Source organism: Fibrella aquatica (assembly GCF_041321135.1).
Taxonomy (GTDB): domain Bacteria; phylum Bacteroidota; class Bacteroidia; order Cytophagales; family Spirosomataceae; genus Fibrella; species Fibrella aquatica.
On sequence record NZ_JBGGWF010000006.1, the window covers coordinates 157,079 to 181,316 of the forward strand.

Here is a 24,238-nt window from a genome sequence, read left to right on the forward strand (position 1 = left end):
TAGACAACAATGCGTACCTGGATGGGTTAGCGGATAGAACCACTATTCAATTCAGGTACGTATGTCAGTTATTGGCGAGCTTGTTAAGAAAGCGATTGATGTTTACGGATTTGTCACATCCGAACCCGACCCAGTTCAGGCCCAACGTGAGGTGCTGCACCACCTGTTGACCAAAGCCCGACTGACGGCTTTTGGCAAGAAATTCAACTTCAGTGACCTCCTGAAAAACGATGACATCGTTGCCGCCTTTCAGCAGAATGTACCTGTGCATGACTACGATAAGTTGCATGATGATTGGTGGCATTATCTGCTCGAAGGCCATCAGAATGTGACCTGGCCCGGTGGACAGTCCTACTTTGCGCTAAGCAGCGGTACTACCAGCACCAGCAAAGCCATTCCGGTCACCGACGATATGCTCGATTCGATTCGGAAAGCGGGTATTCAGCAGGTGATGAGCCTCAAGAATTTTGATCTTCCTTCTGATTTCTTCGAAAAGCAAATTCTGATGCTGGGCAGCAGCGTGAGCCTGATCGAGAAAGATGATCATCAGGAGGGCGAGATCAGCGGCATCAGCGCGGCCAATATTCCGGGCTGGTTCAGAGGCTATTACAAACCGGGCATCGAGATTGCCTCAATTACCGATTGGGACGAACGAGTGCGGCGCATTGCGCAGGAGGCTCCTTCCTGGGATATTGGCAGTCTGAGCGGTATTCCGTCGTGGATCGAGATGATGCTGAAAGAAGTAATCGCCCACAACAACCTGAATACGATTCACGACATCTGGCCTAACCTACAGGTATACACGTCGGGCGGGGTGGCACTCGACCCATACCGGAAAAGCCTGGAAACGCTGCTGGCCAAACCCCTAATCTATATCGACACGTACCTGACGTCGGAAGGGTACCTGGCCACGCAGAAACGTCCCGACACCTCGTCGATGGCTCTGATTGTCGATAATGGTATCTTCTTCGAGTTCGTCCCGTTTACCGATGAGAATATGGACGACCAGGGGCGGGTCAGGCAAGACGCCACCGTGTTATCGCTGGAACAGGCCGAGGCAGACGTTGATTATGTGTTGCTAATCTCGACGGTGTCAGGTACGTGGCGGTACATGATTGGCGACACCGTGATGATCACCGATAAGGCGCGGGCCGAGATCAAGATCACCGGCCGCACCAAGCATTTCCTGAACGTGGTGGGCGAGCAACTATCTGTTCATCAGATGAATAATGCCATGCAAACGATGCAGCAACAGTTTGATATCGAGATCAAGGAGTTTGTGGTATCGGCTATCCGTAAAAACGGGGAATACATCAACAAATGGGTGATTGGCTCGAACAAGGTGCTTGATGGAGCGGCGTTCGCTGCCTCACTAGACGAGGCTCTGTGCGCGTCGAACAAGAACTACAACGTGGCCCGGACCAAAGCGCTGAAGGGCGTTGAAGCCGACGTGATTCCGGTTGAGCATTTTTATAGCTGGAGCGAGGAATACAAGAAACTGGGCGGGCAAACCAAGATTCCCAGGGTGATGAAAGAGGATGATTTCCTGGAGTTCGACGCCTACATCAAGACACTAGCCTAACGCCTTTTTTTGCGCATCCTGCTTTTCTTCTTCCAACAACCTTACCTGCTCCACAATCTCTTCCGGCGATACATATAGACGGGCAATCTTGTCTTTGTAGGCCTGTGGCAGTTCGGCATGGTCGAGTATAAACCGCTTTGTTTCAACCAGATAGCGGCCCATCCCATGTTGTACGGCATGGGCATCGGCAATCTGCTCAACTTTTTTGACGTAAGCTGGCGACAGAACGTACCCAAGGCCGAAGCCAACCATACCCAGATTACTCCGGTTTTCGTAGTCCATAATGTGGCCCAGCTCGTGACCAATCCAGCCGATCATGATGGCGTCGGGCAGTTGATGAATGGGAATGGCCGTGTGCGTCAGCCTGAACAGCGCACTGATGTTTATCTGATACGAACGCTGTTTCCGGCCCGCCAGCAAGGTCGAAAAAACAGGCTGAGCCTGCATCACCGATGACTTTATCCGTTGTTTAAAGACAAATCGGATAGGTACGTCCTTCAACGTTGGATAGAACGAGAGAGCCGTGAGCACGTTCTTTTCAATGACCGGTGGTATGTGTTTATTCGTCCGAAAACCAGCCAGTTCGGGTGGCAGTTCATCGGGTTGCGGGTTTGATTTGGCTGATGACATATCCATAACGTGAGTAAAGGAAACAGGCTTTCCAACTCAGCCTGGCGTGTATAAGAAAGGGCGTTATTGATTACCTATCTGGTTAATCAATAACGCCCTTTACCGTTAAAACCTTTCAGTTTATGATCGTCTACACAAATTCGTTGCCCCGTTCTTTGGCGTCGGCAACAAATTCTTTCACTTTCTGCTCTTCATCTTTCCGGCAAATCATCAGCACGTTATCATACTCGGCCACAATGTAGCCATCCAGGCCGTTGACCACTACCAGGCGGTCTTTCGGTGTTTTGATAATGCAGTTTTTTGTGTCGTAAAGTAGAATATGCCCATCGATCACGTTCAGGTTATCTCCTTTTTCCGACGCTTCGTACAACGATTTCCACGTACCCAGATCTGACCAGCCAAAATCGCTCAGCACCACATACACATTGTCCGCTTTCTCCATGATTCCATTATCTATGGAGATGCTTTTACAGAGCGAATAGGCTTTGTTGACGAAAGGCGTTTCCCGATCCGAATAATAGATATCGTCGCCTTCGGCGAATATCTCGGCGGTTTCGGGCAAGAACTGCTTGAACGCTTTACGAATTGCCTGAACATTCCAGACAAAGATGCCAGCGTTCCAGACAAACTCACCGCTATCGACAAACTGCTGTGCCAGTTCGAGATGAGGCTTTTCGGTAAACGTTTTCACTTTCTTAACGCTTCCTTCCGAATCGGGCAGGTACTGAATGTACCCGTATCCAGTATCGGGGCGGCTAGGCTGAATACCCAGCGTAACCAGTACGTCTTTCCCATCAACGGCGGCTAAAGCCGTGCGAATAGTGTCGCGGAAAGCGGCCTCTTTCAGAATAATATGATCGGCAGGCGCTACAATAATGTTGGCCTGTGGGTCTTGCTGCGCTATTTTATAACAGGCATAAGCAATACAAGGGGCAGTATTGCGGGCTACCGGCTCGCACAGAATCTGATCGTCGGTCAGTTGTGGCAACTGCTCCTGACATAAATCCTTGTACTTATCGCTGGTAACAATATAGATATGACTGTCTGGGCAGATACCTTCAAAACGGTCGGCCGTTTGCTGAAGTAAGGTTCGACCCGTACCCAGCACGTCGTGGAATTGCTTGGGATAGCTGGTGCGGCTGAATGGCCAAAAGCGCGTACCAACGCCGCCCGCCATTATAACAACATAAGTGTGATTCATAGTAGACTCGATGTTCCGGCAAAGGTAAACCAAAGCAGAGAGGTGGGCATCAATTCTTATGTAATGTTCCTGATTGGCCCAATTGCCGACAAAAGCCCAGTTTTCAGCCGCCTACATTTTCGCAATTTTAGTGACATTTGAGAAGCTAACGTGCTGACTTACAGGTAAAGAGGGAAAATAATGCATTTTGTAACTATTTGGTTACGAAGCAATTGGCTTTGATTTAAAATAAAATAGGTAAGGATTCCTATATAAAATTGTACAAAGCTTATAGTATCTGTATTTTCGACCGTTAAATAACCACCTGAAAACAATCAACAAAAAAGTATTATGATGAAACGCCTATATCGAACCGTTTTCGTCTCCTGCCTGTCTCTGCTTCTTTTATCAGTGACAGCCTGGGCGCAAACCAAAGTAGCTGGTCAGGTTACCGATAATGTCGGGCTACCAATTCCCGGCGCCAGCTTAACCATAAAAGGTAAAGTAGCGGGCACCACCACCGATGCCAAAGGTGATTTTTCGCTGTCGACTACTACGCCGCCGCCGTTTATTCTGGTGGTTTCGTCGGTTGGTTTCGGCACGCGGGAAATTAGCGTAACCGGCAATACATCGACCCTCAAAGTACGCCTCGATGAACAGGCACTGCAAGGACAGGAGATCGTTGTTGCTGCCTCGCGTGTAGAAGAAAGCGTGATGAAATCGCCGGTGGCGGTTGAGAAAATGGACATCCGGGCCATTCGCGAAACGCCTTCGGCCAACTTCTACGACGGACTGGCCAATTTCAAAGGCGTCGACATGGCTACGCAGGGGCTTTTGTTCAAATCGATCAATCTACGAGGCTTCGGCGCAACAGGTAATCCCCGTACCGTACAAATGATCGACGGCATGGACAACGCGGCCCCCGGCCTCAACTTCCCCGTCGACAATATTGTGGGTATGCCTGAGCTGGACGTTGAAAGCGTTGAGATTCTGCCCGGTGCGGCATCAGCTCTGTATGGCCCCAACGCCATCAACGGCCTGATTCTGATGACCAGTAAAAGCCCGTTTCTATATCAGGGCCTGAGTGCCAGTGTGAAAACCGGCTTGATGAGCGCCGATAACCGGAGTACAGCTACAACAGGCTTTTACGACGCCTCTATCCGGTATGCCAAAGCTTTCAACAACAAACTCGCCTTCAAACTGAACCTGTCTTACATCAAAGCAGACGACTGGCAGGCAACTAACTACGATAACCTGAACGTAAACGGTCCTCAGGTTGGCAACAATGACCCAAACCGTGGGCTAGGCGTTGCTCCGAACTATGATGGTGTAAACGTATACGGCGACGAAGCACAGGCCAACTTATTATCGGTTGGTCGGAGCCTGGTTGCTGCTAACCTGTTACCTGCCGCCGCTTTGGGTTTACTACCCGACCGCAGCGTGAGCCGCACAGGTTACAAAGAGCTGGACCTGGTTGACTACAATACCAAAAGCCTGAAGTTCAACGGGGCTATCCATTACCGGGTAACAGAAAAAGCAGAACTGATTGGCCAACTGAATTACGGTCAGGGAACCACCGTGTATACGGGTGCCAGCCGGTATTCGCTACGGAATTTCAGCATTACCCAGGCTAAACTCGAACTGCGGGGCAGCAACTATTCACTACGCGCCTACACTACACAGGAACGGTCGGGCGACTCCTACGCCGCTGGTCTGGCCAGTATCTACATGAACGAATCCTGGAAACCCAGCACAACCTGGTTTGGACAGTATGCGGGCGCTTTCGCGCAGGCACGTGGAGCCGGACAATCTGAAGATCAGGCTCACCTGACAGCACGGGGCGTGGCCGATCAGGGTCGCCCTTTGCCAGGTACGTCGGCCTACCAGACCATGTTTGAAACCTTCCGTAACAGACCAATCTCGCAGGGTGGCGGAGCATTTCTCGACAAATCAAATCTGTATCATGCCGAGGGTGTTTATAACTTCAAAGACATGATCAAGTTTGCTGATATATTGGTAGGTGCCAACATTCGGCAATATCAGCTTGGCTCAGAAGGTACGCTGTTTGCCGATCTGGCCGAAGGGCGCACCGGTCGTATCAATATCAACGAATATGGCGCTTTTGTACAGGCGAGCAAAGACCTGTTTGATAATCACCTGAAGTTGAGCGGATCGTTGCGGTACGATAAAAACCAGAATTTTGAGGGTCAGTTCACGCCCCGCGTATCGGCTGTTACTACGTTTGGAGAACACAATATTCGGCTGTCATACCAAACCGGTTTCCGGATTCCAACCACGCAGAACCAGTATATCGACCTGCAAACCCCCAACGCCCGCCTGATTGGTGGCCTGCCGGAGTTCTACAACCGCTACAATCTGGCCAATTCGTATACACTAGGTAACGTGCAGGCAGTAGGTGCCGATATTACCCGAAGTCTGGCCGATCCAGCCACAGAAGCCGCCGCCAGAGGGTTAATTACTCAACAAGTACAGGCTGGCGTTTTAGCCGCGGTTACCCAACAGGTGACTGCCGGTGTTACTCAACAAGTCAACGCCTTGGTAGCGGCCGGTCAACTGCCTGCCGCCAATGCCGCCGCTGCTATTCAGCAGGGTGTAGCGGCTCAACTGGCTTCGGCCCCTGTGCAGGGACTGATTCAACAGAACGTAGCAGCCCAACTACCTGGTGCTATTTCGGCCAACCTGGCAACTGTTAAACAGGGTGTTGCTGTGGCCGGGAATTATAACAAACTGGTTTCTTACCAGCAGCGGACGTTCAAACCAGAGCGTGTGGCCAACTATGAGATTGGTTACCGGAGCATCTTCGGCAAAAAACTGTATGTCGATGCTTACTATTACTACAGTGTTTACACCGACTTTATCGGTAGTGTAGTGTTGTTACAGCCCACGGCCTCGGCCGCACCAGGTTTGCTTGAAGAGAAAAGTGGTGTGTTTGGCGGTAGTACCCGGCGGGCATTTTCGTTACCTGCCAACAGCAGCCAGGATATTACGGCATCGGGTTGGGCCATTGGCCTGAACTATGCGCTGAACAAAGGCTACTCAATCAGTGGTAACATCGCCAACAACAACCTCGACGAGTTCAACAAGTCAGAGGAGGTTCAGTATGCGGGCTTCAACACGCCTAAATACCGTTACAACCTCACATTTGCCAAACGCCCAACGAACACCTCAAAAATAGGTTTCAGCGTCAACCTGAAACATCAGGACGCGTTTGTGTGGCAGTCGAGCATTGTGCAACCCACAGAGGCTAGCGTCTCTCTGTTCAGCAACACCATTGTACCCGCCATCGATAACCTGGATGCGCAGGTGAGCTATAAACTGACCAGCATGAAGTCGATCGTAAAAGTTGGAGCCACCAATGTATTGGGCACTCCTTACTTCCAGGCATACGGTAGCCCAACCATTGGCTCTATGTTCTATGTAGGGCTTACGTTCGATGAATTGATGCGTTAAGCTTAGTCAGTACGCTTTATCTTGGAAAGGGCGTTGTTGGTAAACCATTGTTTATCAGCAGCGTCCTTTTTCATTTGTAGTCCGTAGAATTAGTATACCTCTCTATTGCGTGCTTATCTTCGTTTTTGGCGTCGATTTTGTGGCTTTATCTGATTATGGCGAAACGTGTACTCAACTTTAGTTTTCTTTTACTTTGCCTGACCACGTTGTGCCGGGCGCAGGGAACAACGAACGTAACAACCAATTTTACCTGGGTTACGTCACTCGCCACCGAACCGCTTGCCGTGGTTGCCGATGGGCCGCGCGGGGCCTACGTGCTTGCCAAAGGCAACGCACTCACCCTGCTCGACAGCAAAGGTCGTGAACGCTGGAAACAGACCTTTTCTGACTGGCCAACCATTCAGCGTATCACTACATCGCCCGGTGGCAACCTGATTGTAGCCGGTAGCTTCACCGGTCAGTTTACCATCGGCGACTCTACCTATCGCCTCGATGATGCCTCACAGATCAGCACGTTTGTGGCCGAGTTCGACAGCACACACACCCGGCGCTGGGTTACCTACCTGCTGACACCGAAAGGGCTCATGAGTCAGCCGGTTAGCCTGGCTACCGATGCGGCAGGAGCGGTTCTCGTATTTGGTCGGCAGGCGGGTACAGGCATTCCATTTCTCTGTACGCTCGATGCCGACGGTCGATTCGTGAATGCAAGCACGTACGGAGCCCCCACAATTCCCTCTCCCGAAGCGGTGGTAGTAGCGGCCGATTCGCGGGGATCAGCCCGTTTGGTCATTACCGAACGTACCCGCAACGGGTCATACGGAATACTGGCCGCTACAGCGGAAGATACCCTGAGTTGGAGCCACTACATTGACGAAGCGCTGGGGAGTACCGCCTTCCGGACCTACGATACGGCCCCCATCGACATGGCCCTTGACGGGAACGATAACATACAGATACTGAGTAACTATACCCTGACCGACCGTACGCTGGGCCTACAGATTGAAACGGGTCAGGTGCTGCTTCGGTATGATGCCGAAGGTCGGAATAGATGGGTAAAAACCGGCGTATCCCGCGCAGATTCGGCACTGGCAACGGGTGTGCTCGTCGACAAGGCGGGGGCGTTTGTGGCCTATGGCGGTTATAACGGCCCCTACGATCAGTCGACCAACACCTACGGCCCAGCCGACTACATCAGCCTGGCCGGTTATTCCCCCGATGGCACCCTCCGCTGGACCACACGTGTAAACGCGCCCACCGGCACCGATCGCCTTATCGACGCAGCAAGGGCCGACAACGGGGCTTTATTCTTACTGGGAAAAACAACCGGTACGCTGGCGCTGGGTACGTTGTCGGTTAGCGGCACTGCAGAGCAGCCCGCTTACTACCTTACTCATTTGCAGCCTTTTGTGCTCACTCCCGCTGCTGCATCGGCTTTTCTGTGTGCAGGTAGTAGCGCGCCACTCAGCGGCACCTACACGGGCTATTTCGAGCAGGGGCCTGTGCTGGAATTGTCAGACGCAACGGGTAGCTTCACCCATTCGCAATCAGTGGGTAACGTACCCATCGGGGTGGCCGGAACCCTGTTCAACGCGAGCAGCTTTACCCTCACCGTACCATTACCCGCCAGCCTCGCAGCCGGAACAGGTTACCGCCTTCGGGCTGTCTCTGCCCTACCCCACTACCTGGGCGATCCTCTATCGGTTACGGTGGGTGAATCCCCGGCTATACCAGCTGTGGCGCAGGCAGGCGAAGAACTGGTGGCTAGCACAAGTGGTGTGTCGGGGCTCACGTATCAGTGGTATACCAACAGTCGGCAACCCGTGGCCGGGGCTACCAATCCCCGTTTCCGGCCCACCGGTGGAGGGGCTTACTACGTGGTGGCTAGTTCGAACGGTTGTTCGTCATTACCATCCGAAGCCCTGAATTACATCATTACCGCCACAGAAGCAGAAACCAATACGGTTACGGTTTATCCGAATCCCGCCACCGATCGCCTGTGGGTACGTTGGTCAACCGGCGGCGCAGCGGGTCAGCTTACCTTGACCGATCTGACCGGGCGCATCCTGCGTCGGCAGCAACAGACCGGCGAACTCACCGAAATACTCGTCAGCGAATTCCCGGCAGGCCTTTATCTACTTACCCTCCGCGCCGAAAACCAACCCACGCAGGTACGTAAGGTGTGGGTGAAGTAAGGTTTGTAGTTTGATGTTTGTAGTTGCGCTGCTTATCGACCATACCGTGACCAAGCAGCGCAACCACAAACATCAAACTACAAACCACAAACGAGTCTATATCTTCTCCCCAAACGCCAGGTCGCCCGCGTCGCCGAGGCCGGGGACGATATAATAGTGGTCGTTGAGGTGACTATCAATAGCACCCAGCCACAAACGGCACTGGGGCATCTGATTCTGAACGTACCTAACTCCTTCCGGACTGGCAATGGCCGCGGCAATGTGCGTTTGCGCCGGTACGCCAAATCGAAGCATGGTGTGATACACTTTTTCCAGCGAGCGCCCCGTGGCCAGCATCGGATCAATCAGAATCAGCGTACGCCCGCTTAGATCAGGGCCACTTACATACTCCATCTCGATGTCGAATTCGTTCTCGTCATCACCCGGTCGGGCTACCCGTCGATACGCCCCCGCGAAGGCATTGTCGGCCCGGTCGAAGACGTTCAGAAAGCCCTGATGAAACGGGAGACCGGCCCGCAATATGGTGGCCAGTACCGGTTGCTGCAACAGCGTTTGCACGGGCGCTTTGGCCAGAGGCGTTTGTACCTTACCATTCTGATAAGCCATCGTGCGCGAAATTTCGTAGGCCGTCAGCTCGCCGAGGCGTTCCAGATTACGGCGAAACCGCATCCGATCATTTTGTACCTGTGCATCACGAAGTTCGGCAAGGTATTGGTTAGCAATAGACGGGTGCTGGTCGAATACAAACATAGAGTAGTACTGGTAGTCGCTAAGTTTCCGTGTAATTTAGCTGGCCAAATCGCGTAATGCCAACCCGATGCGCTATTTTTCGCTATGGGTCCACTCCCATGCCCTATCTGTTCTTTTGCCGAGTTCTTTATGCGCCGTTTATTTCTTCTCTTTTTCCTGTTGCTTTCGCTGACGGTTCGGGCCCAAAGTCCGTACATTCCGTTGAACCAGGATCAGTACCATCTGATTGATCGCTACGAGATTCGGCAGGGCCGATGGGCCGATAAATTTCACAGCACCGTTAAGCCCTATAACCGGCAGGCCGTGATGCAATTGATCGACACTCTGGAGAATGACCCCGACGGTGTACTTCTATCGGCTACCGATAAATTCAACATCCGCTACCTTCGCGACGATAGCTGGGAATGGGCCACCCCGCAACCCGTTCGGGCCATGTTTCCGCCCGTTTCAGTCGCCTTTGGCCGCTCGTCTGACTCATCGGCCACCCAGCCCGTTATTCTTCGCTACGAAGAACCCGGTAACAGCGACAGGATGCTGATGCGCTATTTCTACCGAAAAAAAGGCGATTTCTACAGCGTTAAAAACGAGGATTTCGACCTGCACGTCAGCCCGGTATTGCACGTAGGATACGGTAACGATCAGGCGCTGGAAAAAGCATTGATCAGCAACACGCGCGGCCTCGAGATACGGGGAAGTATTGGCCGACGCCTGGGTTTCTACACGTTTGTCACTGATAATCAGACCTATTATCCGAAATACATTCAGGATTACGGCCAACTGTACAAGCTAAACACCGGAGGCGGTTTTGCGCCCGGACAAGGGGTAGCCAAGCTTTTCAACGGCTCAGCCGATTATATTGAAGCACGTGGGTATATTACATTCAACGCCCTGAAAATCATCAATTTACAATTTGGCCATGACCGTAATTTTTTCGGAAATGGCATTCGCTCGCTGCTATTATCGGATAATACGGCGTCGTCGCTTTTTCTGAAATTCCAGACCCGGTTCGGGAAGCGGTTCCAGTATACCAACCTGTTTACCGAACTGCAAAATGGTCAGATCGTGCTGGATGGTACCAACTTCTTTCCGCAGAAATTCACCGCCATGCACCACCTGAGCATTAACATCAGCAAACGGGTGAACCTTGGCTTCTTTGAATCGGAAGTCTACAGCCGCGACAAGTTCGATATCAACTACCTGAATCCGGTTATTTTCTACAGGTACGTTGAATCGGCGCGGGGTAGCGGCGACAACGCGTTTGTGGGTATGGATGTGAAAGTGAACGCGGCTAACCACTTTCTGTTCTACGGGCAGTTGATGCTCGATGAGTTCTTAATCAAAGAATTGCAAGCTGCCGACGGTTCGTGGACCAACAAGTTTGCGGCACAGTTGGGCGCGAAATACATTGATGTACTGGGCATCCCGAACCTGGATTTGCAGGGTGAATTCAACGTGGCCCGGCCCTATACCTACGCCCACCGATCGGCGCAAACCAACTACACACACTATAACCAACCCCTGGCCCACCCGCTGGGTGCCAACTTTCTGGAAGGAATCGGCATTGTCCGTTACCAGCGTAATCGCCTGACCGTCAACGGCACGTTTAGCGTGATGATGAAAGGTACCGATTCTCCCGATCGAAATTATGGCGGTAACCCCACGAAAAATTACGAAGATCGCCTCCGGGATTATGACAACATTATCGGACAGGGCCGCAAGACGCTCATTACCTACACCGACCTGCGCCTGACGTATATGCTGAAACACAACCTGTTTCTGGAAGGGCGTTATCTGAATCGCATTCAGGACAGCCAATACATCCCCGACATTTACAACTCCACCGTCGCCAACTTCTCGATCCGCTGGAACGCCGCCTACCGGAATTGGATCTTTTAAAAATCAGTTTGTGGTTTGAGGTTTGTTGTTCGTGGTTGCGTTGCTAATCGACCAGATTTCGACGTGGCAGCGCAACCACGAACAACAAACTTCAAACCACAAACCATGCGAAATGAACAATCTCATCATCAACGAATTAACTGAAGCCCGATCAGTTTTAGATACCTTCATGGCCGACCCGGCCAACGTACAGGCTATTGCCGACGCGGCTAGCCTGATGGCTGATGCGCTGCAACAGGAACGCAAGATCATTTCGTGCGGTAATGGCGGTTCACACTGCGACGCCATGCATTTTGCCGAAGAGCTGTCGGGACGGTACCGCGGCGATCGTCGTTCATTGGCCGCCATCGCTGTTTCCGACCCTAGCCACATGTCGTGTGTGAGCAATGATTATGGTTACGATTCCGTGTTTTCGCGTTTCATTGAGGGGCTGGGCAACAAGGGAGATGTGCTGATGGGCATAAGCACGAGTGGTAACTCAGCCAATATTATCCGGGCCGTAGAAGCCGCCCGACAAAAAGGTATGAAGGTCGTTTTACTGACCGGAAAAGATGGAGGCAAATTGGCTAGCGTGGCCGATGTGGAAGTCCGCGTTCCTCACTTTGGCTTCGCCGACCGCATTCAGGAAGTCCACATCAAGGTGATTCACTTATTTATTCTGCTCATCGAGAAACAGTTAGGACTAGCCTAAACAAGCCTTATAATCTTCATTGCACCTGCTGCGTGTAATTGATAAAGAATGCATTAGGCCGATAATAAGGAATCGAGCGCAATGTGTTTTCACTTACGCTGTTTACCCCTGAACCAATGTACGAACCGCCCGTCAGCTGCGCTTGCGGCATCACCTGCACGCCCGACGCCCAAAATTTGCTGTCCAGTACTAGTTCGTTCTTAAACTCTTTGTCGGTCGATAGAGTCAGGTAGTTACGGAACTTCAATGGCGACGTATCGGGCGTATACTGATACGTTTGCACATCGACGGGCTTTCGGTTTAACGAATCGGTGGATGCCACTCTTTCAGTTGAATACTGCCCCGGTAATACCAACGCCGGTCCCGGAATAAGTACAAACTGATCTTTAGTTAGTTTGGTCCCAGGCGGAATAAAATCGACCGAGTTCTCTTTGCTAATCTGACCATTCAGCGCGATTGTGCTGTTACTGGTGCTCCAGTTTCGGAAGTAACGGGCATAGGTGTTGGTGTAAGCCGCTCCATATAAATTCACTGCCGCCACATCATACCAGTAATCGAGCTTATTCTGACCGATGATAAACGCCGACCGCTTCCAGTCGACGTACAGCGGCTTGTTCAGCTTGTTTTCGATGGTCAGGTGCATCACCCCGCGCTCGCTAAAGAACTGATAGCTAAGGCGTAACGTGTCGGTATCGTACACAAAACCCTGATCAGGGCTTGTGGTCAGGTTATCGCTGCTGAGAGTAATCAGTTGCGATTTATTAACGGCACATCCGCTGAGTATCAGCAGGGCACAGAACGAGATAATGAGCGTTTTCATAACAGTTAAGTTTCATACGTAAGTATACCTTTTACTGTTATTTGTTGTTCATTGCTTACCTAAATTTAATGTCTGTCTAACTCATAACCGTCCAGTCTCCACCGCGTTCACCCCTACGGTTGAGAGCGCCTGCACGCCAGCCAACAGGCCTGCAAAGCGTTCGTCTTTAGTGAGTCCCTGTTTGTAACGCCCATAAATCTGTTGAATCACCACAGCGTTTTTAAACAGGCCAAATACATAGTAGTATAGAATGTTCGACAAGTCGCGGCCCGATTGTTCAGCGTATTGGTCTGCCACTTCGCGGCGGGTCAGGTTACCGGGTAACCACGTCAGGTTAAACGATTTACGAAACGGATCGTCGCCCGCCTCGGCCCAGTACGACAGCGACGTACCTACGTCCATCAGCGGATCGCCGACGGTACACATTTCCCAATCCAACACGGCCCTGATTTGGCTCAGGTCATCGCTCAGCACCACGTTGTCGTATTTGAAATCGTTATGCAACAGCGTCACGTCCGGGTTTTGCGGGGGCAGGTTGTCGGTCAGGTAACGCGCCAGTTCGGTCATGGCCGTTACGTTGTCGGTCTGAGCCGCGAGATAGCGTTTATGCCAGCCTTCGACCTGCCGCTGAACGTACCCGTCGGGTTTGCCCAACTTAATCAGGTTGGGCTGAACGGGCAGCGCGTGCAGATCCACCATCGTATCCACCAAGGCCGTCGACAGGCTCCGCATCGTTTCGGCCGAAAGGCCCATTTTTGGAGCCGACTGCGCCCGCAGAATTACGCCGGGAACCCGATCCATCACGTAAAACGGACAGCCCAGTACGCTTTCATCGTCGCAATACGCCACCGGAGTTGGTATGGCAACGTACCCAGCTTCACGCAGCAGCGATAGCACCCGAAACTCGCGCCCCATGTCGTGACCGCCTTTAATGGCCTTTGCCCCCACTGGCGGCCGACGAAGCACATAATTGCGCTCGCCAATCGTAACTAGGTACGTTAGGTTAGAATACCCCCCCGGAAACTGGCTCACGTCCGTGATCGCCCCCAGACCCAGGTTTGTTTCCAGCGCAGGTACGTTCAATTCTTCTCCCGCCCGTACAGGTTGGGCGACGTCTTGTCTATTATCGGTCATATCAAACGTAGCTTACTTTTTAGTATACTGCATCGGTTATTAGCAGCTTTACACAGAAACGAAATGGGAGCCTCTAAACTCAAGACTCGGTCAGTGCCTATTTACTTCGGAGCGATGTTCGCCATTTGCTGTCTTACCAGTAACATAGTTCCAGGTCAAACTCAAACTACAACGCTTAACCCAATCGACGTCACGTTCAACCACAGATATCCCGGAAGGGAACAACAACAGTTGGCCACTGATTTTATGTGGGAAGACTACGGTAAAGCGGCAAAGGCAGCTGGTGCATGGCCACCTGCTTGTCAATCAACAATGGGCTGGATCCAATTTCGACTGTATGAAACCGGTAAGATCGATCAAATAGTAGTGCGCGGCGACTCACTACCAACATACCTGCCTGCTTTTTTCACGAAGCGAGTTCTTGACAGTCAACCCTTCTGGACATGTACCGATTGTGCTAGCCGAGGACCAGTCTTTGTAACAATTCCCATTTCTATCTCCTATGAATCACGTTGCAATGGAAAAAAGCCAGACACAGCTTACCTAAATGCTGCTGACTTTATTGGTAGCCTGTACAGGAGAGGCACGCCGCTGCCAGTTGGCGGCATTCAAGTGGGTAATCGTGAGTTACTGCTCTTCCCAATTGGCCTTTTTAACACCAATTGACTCATGCTTCTTACTACTTGGTTACTGAAGGTACAGCTATTGAAGGCTTGGGTTATAGTGGTGTTGGGTAGCCTTCTAACCAGTAATAGCGTTAGTGGTCAAACTTCAACGCTTAACTCAATCGACGTCACATTCAACCACAAATATCCTGGGAGGCAACAACAACAGTTGGCCACTGATTTTATGTGGGAAGATTATGGCGAAGCAGCAAAGGCAGCTGGTGCTGGCGCTTCGCTACATCAATGCCGGTTCGCCATTGGCTCTATTCGGTTCAGGCTGCACGAAAAAGGAAAGATCGATCAGGTCGCTGTTCAGGGCGACTCCCTACCAACGTACCTGCCCGCTTTCTTTACCAAACGCGTCCTGGATAGTCAACCATTCTGGACGTGTGCCGATTGTGCCGAAAAAGGGCCTGTTTCTGTAACGATTCCCGTTTTTGTCCATCATTCGGCAGGTTGTCAGGGCCGTAGAGACCCCTCGTACCTAGCAGGTCAAACACTGATCTACGATTTATATCGTGGCAGTACAGAATTGCCAATAGGAGGCGTTCAAACGGGGCAACGCACGTTGTGGCTTACGCCCATTGAGCTGTTCACGATTAACTGAATTGTTTTTAAACCCCTACGACTTATTAATGCCAAGCAATGAGTCGTAGGGGTTTCTCTTTCGGGTGGTATGAGACGGGACACAGAAAACGCATGCTGCGGCCCGCTGGGCCTAGGGTTTAACGATGTGCGTTGGGATACCTACCGATGCTACGGCCCGCTGGGCCTACAGGTTAAAAGTGGCTGCGGCCGGCTATATGCAAACGAATAGGCCCAGCGGGCCGTAGCATCAGTAGAAACCAGCATTGCTGAACAAAACCTTAGCCCTGTAGGGGCGTAGCATGCGGTTCAGGTTGACGGATTGATCAGATCAACCCACTACTTGTTTGGCCTTTCTTGTATCGAGGCCGTAGCCTTTCAGGATGCTGCGGGCCAGGGCGGTTTTGTGCACTTCGTCGGCACCGTCGTAGATGCGGGCTCCGCGTTCGTGGCGGTAATACCAGGCAAGCAACACATCGTCGGTGATGCCCGCCGCGCCGAAGGTTTGTATGGCCCGATCTACCACACGCAGCATCATGTTGGCCACGTAAAACTTGATGGTCGAAATCTCGTTGCGCACGGCGGCCGCTCCCTGCTCGTCGATGTTACGGGCCGTGCGGAGTACCATCAGGCGCGACGCATCAATTTCGGCGCGGCTTTCGGCAATGAATCCCTGAATAAACTGCTTTTCGCCCAACATCACACCCGGCTCCATTTCGCGGGTAGCGGCGCGGCGACACATCAGATCGAACGAGCGTTCGGCAATACCGATCCAGCGCATGCAGTGGTGAATACGACCCGGACCGAGGCGTTCCTGCGCCAGCGTAAAGCCCATTCCTTCGCCGCCGATCAGGTTGGCGGCGGGCACGCGGCAGTCGGTATACCGTACCTCGGCGTGGCTTCCCCAATGGTCAGACCCATCGCCCATGATGCTGATGTTGCGCACCAGCTCAAAACCCGGATTATCGGTCGGCACCAGAATCATGCTGGCGCGGCGGTGCGGTGCGGCATCGGGATTGGTGACAGCCATCACAATGGCAAACGAAGACCCGTCAGCCGAAGAGGTGAACCATTTATGGCCATTAATCACCCAGTCATCGCCATCGCGCTCGGCCAACGTACCCAACTGCGTGGGGTTCGAGCCAGCAAATTCGGGTTCGGTCATGGAGAAACACGAGCGGATGTGGCCTTCTTTCAGCGGTTCCAGGTACGTATGCTTCAGGTGCTCCGGCGCGTGTTTGTGCATCAGCTCCATATTGCCAATGTCGGGGGCCTGGCAATTGAACGTATAATGCCCGAACGGACTATAGGCCAGTACCTCACTCACCTGTCCGAACTCGCATAGTGTCAGTCCCAGGCCTCCTTCTTCTACGCTATGCTGCAAGCCCCACAGCCCCGCCTGCTTCACCAGCTCGCGTTTCTGATCAAGAATGTTGGCCACTTGGGAGAAGTTACCCGTCAGGTGCTCAGCCGTTTCGAGCGGAATGATCTCGTTTTCTATGAATGCGCGAATGCGGGGAATTAGCGCACGGGTATGGTCGGTGGCGAAAATAGGCTCCATGAAATGCAGTTTGTTGTTTGAATTATACAACCAAAACTACGGAAAAGACGCTGGTTACTGACGCCTTGCGGAATCAGCTTACAGAACTCCAGGAAGCAGCTTTTCGTGACCCATGTAAACTACGAAGTAATAATAATGATTTTTCCAACATATGTAGTTACTTGGCACGAAATTGGCTCCTTTAACCGCTTACGCTCAATTATCCTTCTTCTAAGAAAAATGAGTCCCGTTGGATATCCGCCAGCCGGTTCTTCCTTGCCTGAAAAAGGGTACATCTGTTATCACACGTATGATAATTGACGATTACTCTGTTGCCTGTAAACGGCGAATATGCCTGATCATTGGCTTATTCGTGTCCCTGCTTTTGCTTACTCAGGATGCATGGAGTCAATGTACATACCTGCTGAATACCGACTTTGAGGATACACAGATTGGTGCGTCTATTGTTACCGTAAACCAAAGCACAGGCACCATAGCACCCTGGCGAACAACTGCCCGAGACGGAGCCCAGGAGATTTGGCGTAGTGGATTCAACGGCGTTCCGTCTTACTCTGGTAATCAGTTCATTGAGTTGAATGCCAACGTAGCCGCTACGACTTTTCAGAATTTTGTAGCTCCCGGCGGCACCATGTTTACCCTGAACTTTGCCCACCGGGGGCGAAGTGGCGTCGACGTCATGAATGTTTCTATCGGTTCGCCCAGCCCAACCAGTTTGGCTAGCGGAACGGCCGTGTCAGGAACGACGTACCTTAATCTGGGTAACTTTTCTGACGGGAACACGGCTTGGGGTTATTACACAGTCTCCTTCACGCTGCCTACCGGAGTGGCCAACAATGCGTTTTCTATTCGATTTACCTCGGTTTCGGCAGCGGGTGGCAATACGTCGGTGGGCAACTTTCTGGATGCTATTTCCATTGCGGATCTGGCACCAACTTTGAACGGAAGCCGAACGGTGACACTGGCGTGCCCGCAAACGACAACCAGTTTGAGCGGATTTACACCCACTAATCAGCCTGCCGGAACGATACAAACCTGGCATACGGGTGCAGTAGCTACCGATGCCAACCGGCTCAGCAGTGTTACCGCTGTTGGGCCCGGCACCTACTACACGGCTTTTTACAACAGTTCTAAAGCCTGTTACGGCGGTACCACCCCGGTGATTGTAAATGGGCCTACAGGCGTACCATCGGCCCCAACAATAGCATTAGTTCAGCCTGTGTGTACGTTGCCCACCGGTACCATCACTATTCTTACGCCTTTGGGGGCAAACCTCACATACAGTATAGACGGGATCAACTATTCATCGAATACTATCTTTGCGGCTGTACCGTCAGGTACGTATACGGTAAGAGCCCGAAATGGAACGAGTAGCCTTTGTACATCGGCGGGCACTACGGCAACCATTAATGCGGCACTACTATCTCCCCCAGCTCCTACGGCTACGGTAACGGCTCAACCCACTTGTACATTGGCTACGGGCACCATCACCGTTACCGCCCCTACCGGACTAGGTATAACGTATAGCATTGACGGCACCAACTTTACCAGCAATGGCACCTTCACGGGTGTTGCACCTGGTGTTTATGCCGTGATCGCGCGAAACGCTACTGGTTGCATCTCTGTACCCACATCACTGACTGTCAATCCACAACCAACAACACCAGCCGCCCCTACAGCTACAGTAACGGCACAACCTAACTGCACACTAGCGACCGGGACTATAACCGTTACCGCCCCTACCGAAGCTGGCCTTACATACAGCATCAACGGCACGTCATATACAAACACAACCGGTGTTTTTACCGGTCTAGCCCCCGGCGTTTATCCCGTAACGGTTCGTAACACCAGTGGTTGCACGTCGACGGCTACTTCTGTGACGGTCAATCCTCAGCCAGCTACACCCGTGTTGACGGTCAATTCGGCAACGATTTGTGCAGGTACGTCGGCCCCATTAACAGTAAGCGGCTGTACGGGAGGAACGTTGCGCTGGAGCACAACAGCCACGTCAACATCCATTAGTGTGCTTCCTTTAGCCACTACCACATACTCGGTTACCTGTACCGGAGCTAGTGGGTGCTCGGCTACAGCATCGACAACAATTACGGTACGACCTACACCTTCGTATAGCCAGCAACCAACCGTTACCCTGGCAACCTGTACTGGGGCAACACCCAATAGCAACGCCCGCATTACTTTCACGACTCTACAGAATACAGAGCGAGCCGATATTGTTTCGGGTAGCACGTATGGAAGCGGACCGACCTATGGAGCAGTTAGCAACCGGTTAGTAGCGAGCGGTTCCGTTAGTTTCTCAAACCTACCCAATCCCGCAGCGAATCAGCCGTATACCGTCCGATTGTTCAGTCCATCGGGGCTTTGCTCGGTTGATGTGACGACTATCCTCCGACCAACCGACTGCCGGTGCCCAGGGTGCCCAAAAGTGCAGATAACGCCAGGCCGGTGATCAGCTTAGTTAGTACGCGTGTTTAGATGCTTAGCAGCCAGTCTCCTAAGGGCCACAGTAACAACGAGCAGCCCACCAGTCAAGGTAATAAGGCCAGTTAGCAACTGCTGGTTATGCGTTAAATACGCCCAAATTGTAGTGATCAGGCTGTACAGAAAAGCAAAAAGAGCCAGTACGAATAACAGGCGATAGAAGAACGTACCCATGTTTTGCAGTCGTTGAGTGAAATTGATTCGTGAGTAAGGGCTGGTAAGCTAGCTATTTCTCGTGATAAGCGCCGTTAAATCTATCATATATAGCTAACCCTTAGTCCGACCAAGCTGTTGAAAGAGGAACGATAAGATGTGTATCTTTGGTTAGAAAGCTGAGTTGTCATACACCTACTTTTTCAATTCGTATGAGTCACATACAACCACATCAAACAGGGCTTAACGAGATGCAACTGACGCTATTACGGATGTTCAATCGGCCAATGAGCGACCAGGAAATCGTGCAACTCCGGGATTTGCTAACTAGTCATTACTCAGACCAACTCCTGGCAAATGTGGATCAGGTTGTGAGTGAAAGGAGCATTACCGAAGCCGACTACGACCGACTGCGGCAAGGGAATCGGCTATGAGCCGCCCAAAGGTTGTTATTGATACGAACGTACTGCTCACAACAGTAAATCGTGCCAATCCTGAATTTTTCATCTATGAGGCATTTCTGGCGAAGAAGTTCGATTGGGCTGTCAGTACCGAAATTCTAATCGAGTACGAAGAGATACTGACCAATTTTTACAGTGCCTCTACAGCTAATCTGGTGTTGACAATCTTGTGTACAGCAACCAACGTAATTTTTTCGGAGCCTCACTTCGTCTGGGCGCTGACCCTGATGACGATAAATTTTCAAATCTAGCGATGTCAGTTAATGCGGAATGTCTTGTGACGTATGATCGTGGTTTTGACATATTTAAGACCTTAGATTTCCCTACTATCAACATTTCCACACCAGCACAGTTTAAGAATTTTCTGAATTTGTAATCTCATCTTGACACATAAAAAAAGCGCTCACCATACGATGAGCGCTTTTTTAGTTACTCCAGGTACGTTCCTACACTTCGGCAGGTTCTGCCTGATGGGCGGGTTGCGCTACGGCACCTTTGCGGAACCACTTGTCGCGGACGCGCTCGTTGATCCAGTAGAGACAAGGCACAATGATCAGCGTCAGTACCGTCGAGAAGGTTAGGCCGTATATGATGGTCCAGGCCAGGATGTTCCAGAATACCGACGAGTCGCCACCGATCACGAGGTGCGGATCAAAGTCACGGAAAAGACCGACGAAATCAACCGTGATACCGAAGGCCAGGGGTACCAGACCAAGTACGGCCGCCGCGGCGGTCAGCAATACAGGCGTGAGACGAGTTCCACCTGCTTCAATGATGGCCTCCCGCGTGGGAACACCCCGTCCGCGTAACTCTTCGATGAATTCGATGAGTAGAATCCCGTTTTTCACCACAATACCAGCCAGGGCGATGATACCCACACCCGACATGATGACCGAGAACGATTTACCCGTGATCATGAAGCCCAGGAACACCCCGATCAGCGACAGCAGAATGGTGGTAAAAATGATCAGTGGCTTAATGACCGAGTTGAACTGCGTGGCCAAAATCAGGTAAATCATCAGAATAGCGATACCGAACGCCGACACCAGGAAGTTCATCGACTCCTGCTGATCTTCCTGCTCACCACCCATCTTGATGGTGTAACCATTGGGTACGTCAAGGTCATTCACAATCTGCTGAATCTGACCCACAATCTGGTTGGCGTTGTAGCCCGTCACCACGTCGGAACTCAGCGTAACGAGGCGGCTCTGGTTTTTCCGGTTAATCTGGCTGAACGTGGTCGAGTACTGAATATCGACAACCGATGACAGCGGCACCTGACGGAGCGCACCACCCATGTTCATGTCGCGGTATACAATGTTCTGGCTCAGCAACTGCTCAATCTTGCTCCGGTTATCTTTTTGCAACCGAACCATGATCGGATATTCGTCTTTCGCATCCCGGAACTTTGATACTTCGGTACCAAACAGGGCCGTACGAACACTAAACGCTACCTGCTGCGACGAGATTCCTTCGCGCTCCGCTTTGTCACGGTTGATATTCAGCACGATTTCGGGCTTGTTGGTCACCAGATCAGATTGCAGTTTCTCGATTCCTTCGATACCCGCCGCCTGAATACGCTGACGTACCTGTTGTTCCAGTTTCTGCAACTGAACGAAGTCGTCACCCGCAATTTCAACCGAAATGGGTTTACCTGTTGGCGGTCCGTTGCTTTCGCGCTGCACCGAAATATTGGTGCCCGGAATACCCTGCATGGCGATACGTACCTTGGTCAGCAGTGTATCCGTCGAGATGCCTTCGCGCTCTTCGTTGCCTTTGAACGCAATCGTCACTTTCGACTTCTGCGGCGTAGCGTTCCGGTCGGGGTTGGCAGGGTCACCGGCGTTTTTACCCACGTTCGAGATCACCGAGTTAACCGTGCCTTTTGCTTTATTCTCTTCCAGCACTTTATACACGCGCTTCTCGATCACCTTCGTTACCGAGTCGGTTACGCGGGCGTCGGTACCCTGGGGAAGCTCATTATATACGTAGATGTAGTCGGGCTCACCGCTCGGGAAGAAGATAACCGTTGGCGGGAAAATGCCCAGCAGGATGAAGGTCATGACCAGCAGACCAAAAGCACCCAACACGGCAAACACCGGCCGGTAGCCCGTTAGCAGGAACGAAATCAGCCTCCGGTAACCATTTTTCAAACGGGGTAGCAACCCTTCCTGGAAAGGAACAATCAACTTTGGCGTCAGCACGTAATGGTTGAACACGTATAATAACATACCAACCACAAACAGGTTACCCACACCCCGATCCACAACGTACCCAATGATGGCCAATGCCCCCATAATCATCAGTGGGCGTTTGATGGCGTCGAAACCCTGATTGTCTTCATGGTGATCGTCGTCGTGGCGGTTCATGAACGACACGGCGAATACTGGGTTGATCACGTAAGCGACAAACAGCGAGGCGAACAGTGTTAAAATCAGCGTGAGAGGCAGAAACTTCATGAACTCACCCACAATACCCGGCCAGAACAACAGCGGAAAGAAGGGCGCAATCGTCGTTAACGTACCTGAGAATACCGGAATGAATACCTCACCTGCTGCCGCTTTTACCGCCTGCTGAATGGTCCAGTCTTTGTTCTGATTGAAAAGTCGGTGCGTGTTCTCGATCACCACAATGGCATCATCCACCACCAGACCAAGGCCCAGCAGGAAGGCAAAGAGCACAATGGTGTTCAGCGTGAAGGCCGTGCCAACGATAGGGCCAAGCACAGGCATCAGCACGAAAGCCACCAGCGCCGACAGCGGTACCGACAGACCCACAAAAATGGCATCGCGCACACCCATGAAAAACATGAGTACCAACACCACGAAGATGAAGCCCAGCACTACCGTGTTCACCAGGTCATTCACGTTCTCTTTCGTCTTCTCCGACTGGTCAGCCGTGATGCGGATATCGAGGCCCTGCGGGAAACGATCTTCCTTATACTCCTCAATCGTTTGCTCGATCCGCTCCGACGCCGACAGCAGGTTGGCACCTGCCCGTTTAATGACGTTGAGCGTCACTACGGTTTTGTTGTCGAGGCGGGCAAAATCCTGTTGTTCTTCAAAGCTGTCCTGCACATCAGCCACATCGCCAAGGCGTACGGTAGCACCCGTTCCGGTCCGAATCTGAAGATCGCGAAGCTGGGCTACGTCCGTAAATTCACCCTTCACGCGCAACGTCCGACGAACGCCATCTACGTCAAGATCACCGCCCGATACGTTGATGTTTTCGCCCTGAACAGCGCTTTGAATGTCGAAGTAGGTTAGGCCGGTCGATTGCATCCGGGCCAGGTTCACGTTGATCTGAATTTCCCGTTTCAAGGCACCTACAATATCCACGCGGCTGATTTCAGGCATGGCCTCAATGGCGTCCTGCATATCCTCAGCGTAGTCTTTCAACTGGTTTAGCGAGAAATTACCGGCCAGGTTGATGTTCATGATCGGAAACTCCGAGAAGTTCACGTCCTGCGCCGTTGGGCCGCTGTCGAGTTTCTGCGGCAGATCGCGACGAGCTTTATCAATGGCGTCACGTACCCGCTGCAAGGCTTCGGCTACGTCGGCATCGGGATTGAATTCGACCGTAATGAGCGAGAAATCCTGCAATGAGTTCGATTTCACGCGTTTCACGCCCGTAACCGCCTTCAGTTGCTTCTCAATCGGCTTGTTGATCGTGTTCTCGATATCGGCGGGTGCCGTACCGAAATAGACCGTCTGAATAATAACCGTCGGGATTTTAATATCCGGAAACTGCTCTTTCGGCAGGTTATTGTAGACGAACAACCCTCCGAACGTTATCAGGAAGGTGAAGATGTAAATCGCCGTCCTGTTCTCGACACACCAGTTGGTAAAGCCGAGGGTTTTATAGTCTGTGAATTTCATAAAGAAGGCCGTTTGTGGTTTGAGGTTTGAGATTTGTGGTTGCGCTGCCAGTCAACCAGATGGTACCGTAGCAGCGCAACGACAAACCTCAAA

The 24,238-nt window shown here is 51.8% G+C and carries 17 protein-coding genes; 10 read left to right on the forward strand and 7 right to left on the reverse strand.

The window, feature by feature from the left end; all coding sequences use genetic code 11:
* The first annotated feature begins 61 nt into the window (after window positions 1-61).
* Window positions 62-1,582 carry a GH3 family acyl-acid amido synthetase gene (locus ACAW87_RS15800; RefSeq protein ID WP_370724547.1) on the forward strand — a complete coding sequence of 507 codons (1,521 nt, stop codon included), beginning with the start codon at window positions 62-64 and terminating at the stop codon, window positions 1,580-1,582.
* Here the strand turns inward: ACAW87_RS15800 and ACAW87_RS15805 are convergent.
* Entirely contained in the window at window positions 1,574-2,218 is a 645-nt protein-coding gene (locus ACAW87_RS15805; protein ID WP_370724549.1) for a hypothetical protein, read from the reverse strand. The two genes, ACAW87_RS15800 and ACAW87_RS15805, sit on opposite strands and share 9 nt — an antisense overlap.
* Before the next feature lie 124 nt (window positions 2,219-2,342).
* Window positions 2,343-3,413: a mannose-1-phosphate guanylyltransferase gene (locus tag ACAW87_RS15810; protein WP_370724551.1), complete on the reverse strand. Its 1,071-nt coding sequence runs from the start codon at window positions 3,411-3,413 to the stop codon at window positions 2,343-2,345.
* Window positions 3,414-3,743: 330 nt separating this feature from the next.
* Between ACAW87_RS15810 and ACAW87_RS15815 the strand changes: the two genes are divergently transcribed.
* Window positions 3,744-6,863 (forward strand): carboxypeptidase-like regulatory domain-containing protein, encoded by a 3,120-nt coding sequence (locus ACAW87_RS15815; protein WP_370724553.1) that lies wholly within the window; start codon window positions 3,744-3,746, stop codon window positions 6,861-6,863.
* Window positions 6,864-7,018: 155 nt separating this feature from the next.
* The gene (locus tag ACAW87_RS15820; protein ID WP_370724555.1) at window positions 7,019-9,055 is read left to right on the forward strand and encodes a T9SS type A sorting domain-containing protein; all 2,037 of its coding nucleotides are present in this window, start codon (window positions 7,019-7,021) and stop codon (window positions 9,053-9,055) included.
* Window positions 9,056-9,151: 96 nt separating this feature from the next.
* On the opposite strand, the gene upp is transcribed toward ACAW87_RS15820, so the two are convergent.
* Window positions 9,152-9,805, reverse strand: a complete 654-nt coding sequence (gene upp / locus ACAW87_RS15825; RefSeq protein ID WP_370724557.1) for a uracil phosphoribosyltransferase — start codon at window positions 9,803-9,805, stop codon at window positions 9,152-9,154.
* Window positions 9,806-9,934: 129 nt separating this feature from the next.
* Between upp and ACAW87_RS15830 the strand changes: the two genes are divergently transcribed.
* Window positions 9,935-11,701 carry a hypothetical protein gene (locus ACAW87_RS15830; protein WP_370724559.1) on the forward strand — a complete coding sequence of 589 codons (1,767 nt, stop codon included), beginning with the start codon at window positions 9,935-9,937 and terminating at the stop codon, window positions 11,699-11,701.
* Between the two features lie 112 nt (window positions 11,702-11,813).
* Window positions 11,814-12,392: a D-sedoheptulose 7-phosphate isomerase gene (gene lpcA / locus ACAW87_RS15835; RefSeq protein ID WP_370724561.1), complete on the forward strand. Its 579-nt coding sequence runs from the start codon at window positions 11,814-11,816 to the stop codon at window positions 12,390-12,392.
* Between the two features lie 16 nt (window positions 12,393-12,408).
* Here the strand turns inward: lpcA and ACAW87_RS15840 are convergent, their stop codons facing one another.
* Complete coding sequence (locus ACAW87_RS15840; protein ID WP_370724562.1) at window positions 12,409-13,212, reverse strand: hypothetical protein; 804 nt, start codon at window positions 13,210-13,212, stop codon at window positions 12,409-12,411.
* Window positions 13,213-13,293: 81 nt separating this feature from the next.
* Window positions 13,294-14,346, reverse strand: coding sequence for a phosphotransferase family protein (locus ACAW87_RS15845; protein WP_370724564.1), 1,053 nt, complete (start codon window positions 14,344-14,346; stop codon window positions 13,294-13,296).
* Between the two features lie 63 nt (window positions 14,347-14,409).
* Here ACAW87_RS15845 and ACAW87_RS15850 point away from each other — a divergent pair, with 63 nt between their 5' ends.
* Both ACAW87_RS15850 and ACAW87_RS15855 read left to right on the forward strand, forming a co-directional pair.
* Entirely contained in the window at window positions 14,410-15,012 is a 603-nt protein-coding gene (locus ACAW87_RS15850) for a hypothetical protein (protein WP_370724565.1), read from the forward strand.
* 3 nt (window positions 15,013-15,015) lie between these two features.
* Entirely contained in the window at window positions 15,016-15,618 is a 603-nt protein-coding gene (locus tag ACAW87_RS15855) for a hypothetical protein (RefSeq protein ID WP_370724567.1), read from the forward strand.
* Window positions 15,619-15,927: 309 nt separating this feature from the next.
* Here the strand turns inward: ACAW87_RS15855 and ACAW87_RS15860 are convergent, their stop codons facing one another.
* Entirely contained in the window at window positions 15,928-17,157 is a 1,230-nt protein-coding gene (locus tag ACAW87_RS15860; RefSeq protein WP_370724569.1) for an acyl-CoA dehydrogenase family protein, read from the reverse strand.
* Window positions 17,158-17,446: 289 nt separating this feature from the next.
* On the opposite strand from ACAW87_RS15860, the gene ACAW87_RS15865 reads away from it, so the two are divergent.
* The 3 genes from ACAW87_RS15865 to ACAW87_RS15875 all read left to right on the forward strand — a co-directional run bounded on the left by ACAW87_RS15865 (window position 17,447) and on the right by ACAW87_RS15875 (window position 20,518).
* The gene (locus ACAW87_RS15865; protein ID WP_370724571.1) at window positions 17,447-19,621 is read left to right on the forward strand and encodes a hypothetical protein; all 2,175 of its coding nucleotides are present in this window, start codon (window positions 17,447-17,449) and stop codon (window positions 19,619-19,621) included.
* Between the two features lie 397 nt (window positions 19,622-20,018).
* On the forward strand, window positions 20,019-20,240 hold the full coding sequence (locus ACAW87_RS15870) for a DUF8507 family protein (RefSeq protein WP_370724573.1): 222 nt from the start codon (window positions 20,019-20,021) through the stop codon (window positions 20,238-20,240).
* Complete coding sequence (locus ACAW87_RS15875) at window positions 20,237-20,518, forward strand: PIN domain-containing protein (protein WP_370724575.1); 282 nt, start codon at window positions 20,237-20,239, stop codon at window positions 20,516-20,518. Before ACAW87_RS15870 ends, ACAW87_RS15875 begins: the two co-directional genes overlap by 4 nt.
* 195 nt (window positions 20,519-20,713) lie before the next feature.
* On the opposite strand, the gene ACAW87_RS15880 is transcribed toward ACAW87_RS15875, so the two are convergent.
* Window positions 20,714-24,145: an efflux RND transporter permease subunit gene (locus tag ACAW87_RS15880; protein ID WP_370724576.1), complete on the reverse strand. Its 3,432-nt coding sequence runs from the start codon at window positions 24,143-24,145 to the stop codon at window positions 20,714-20,716.
* Between the last annotated feature and the right edge of the window lie 93 nt (window positions 24,146-24,238).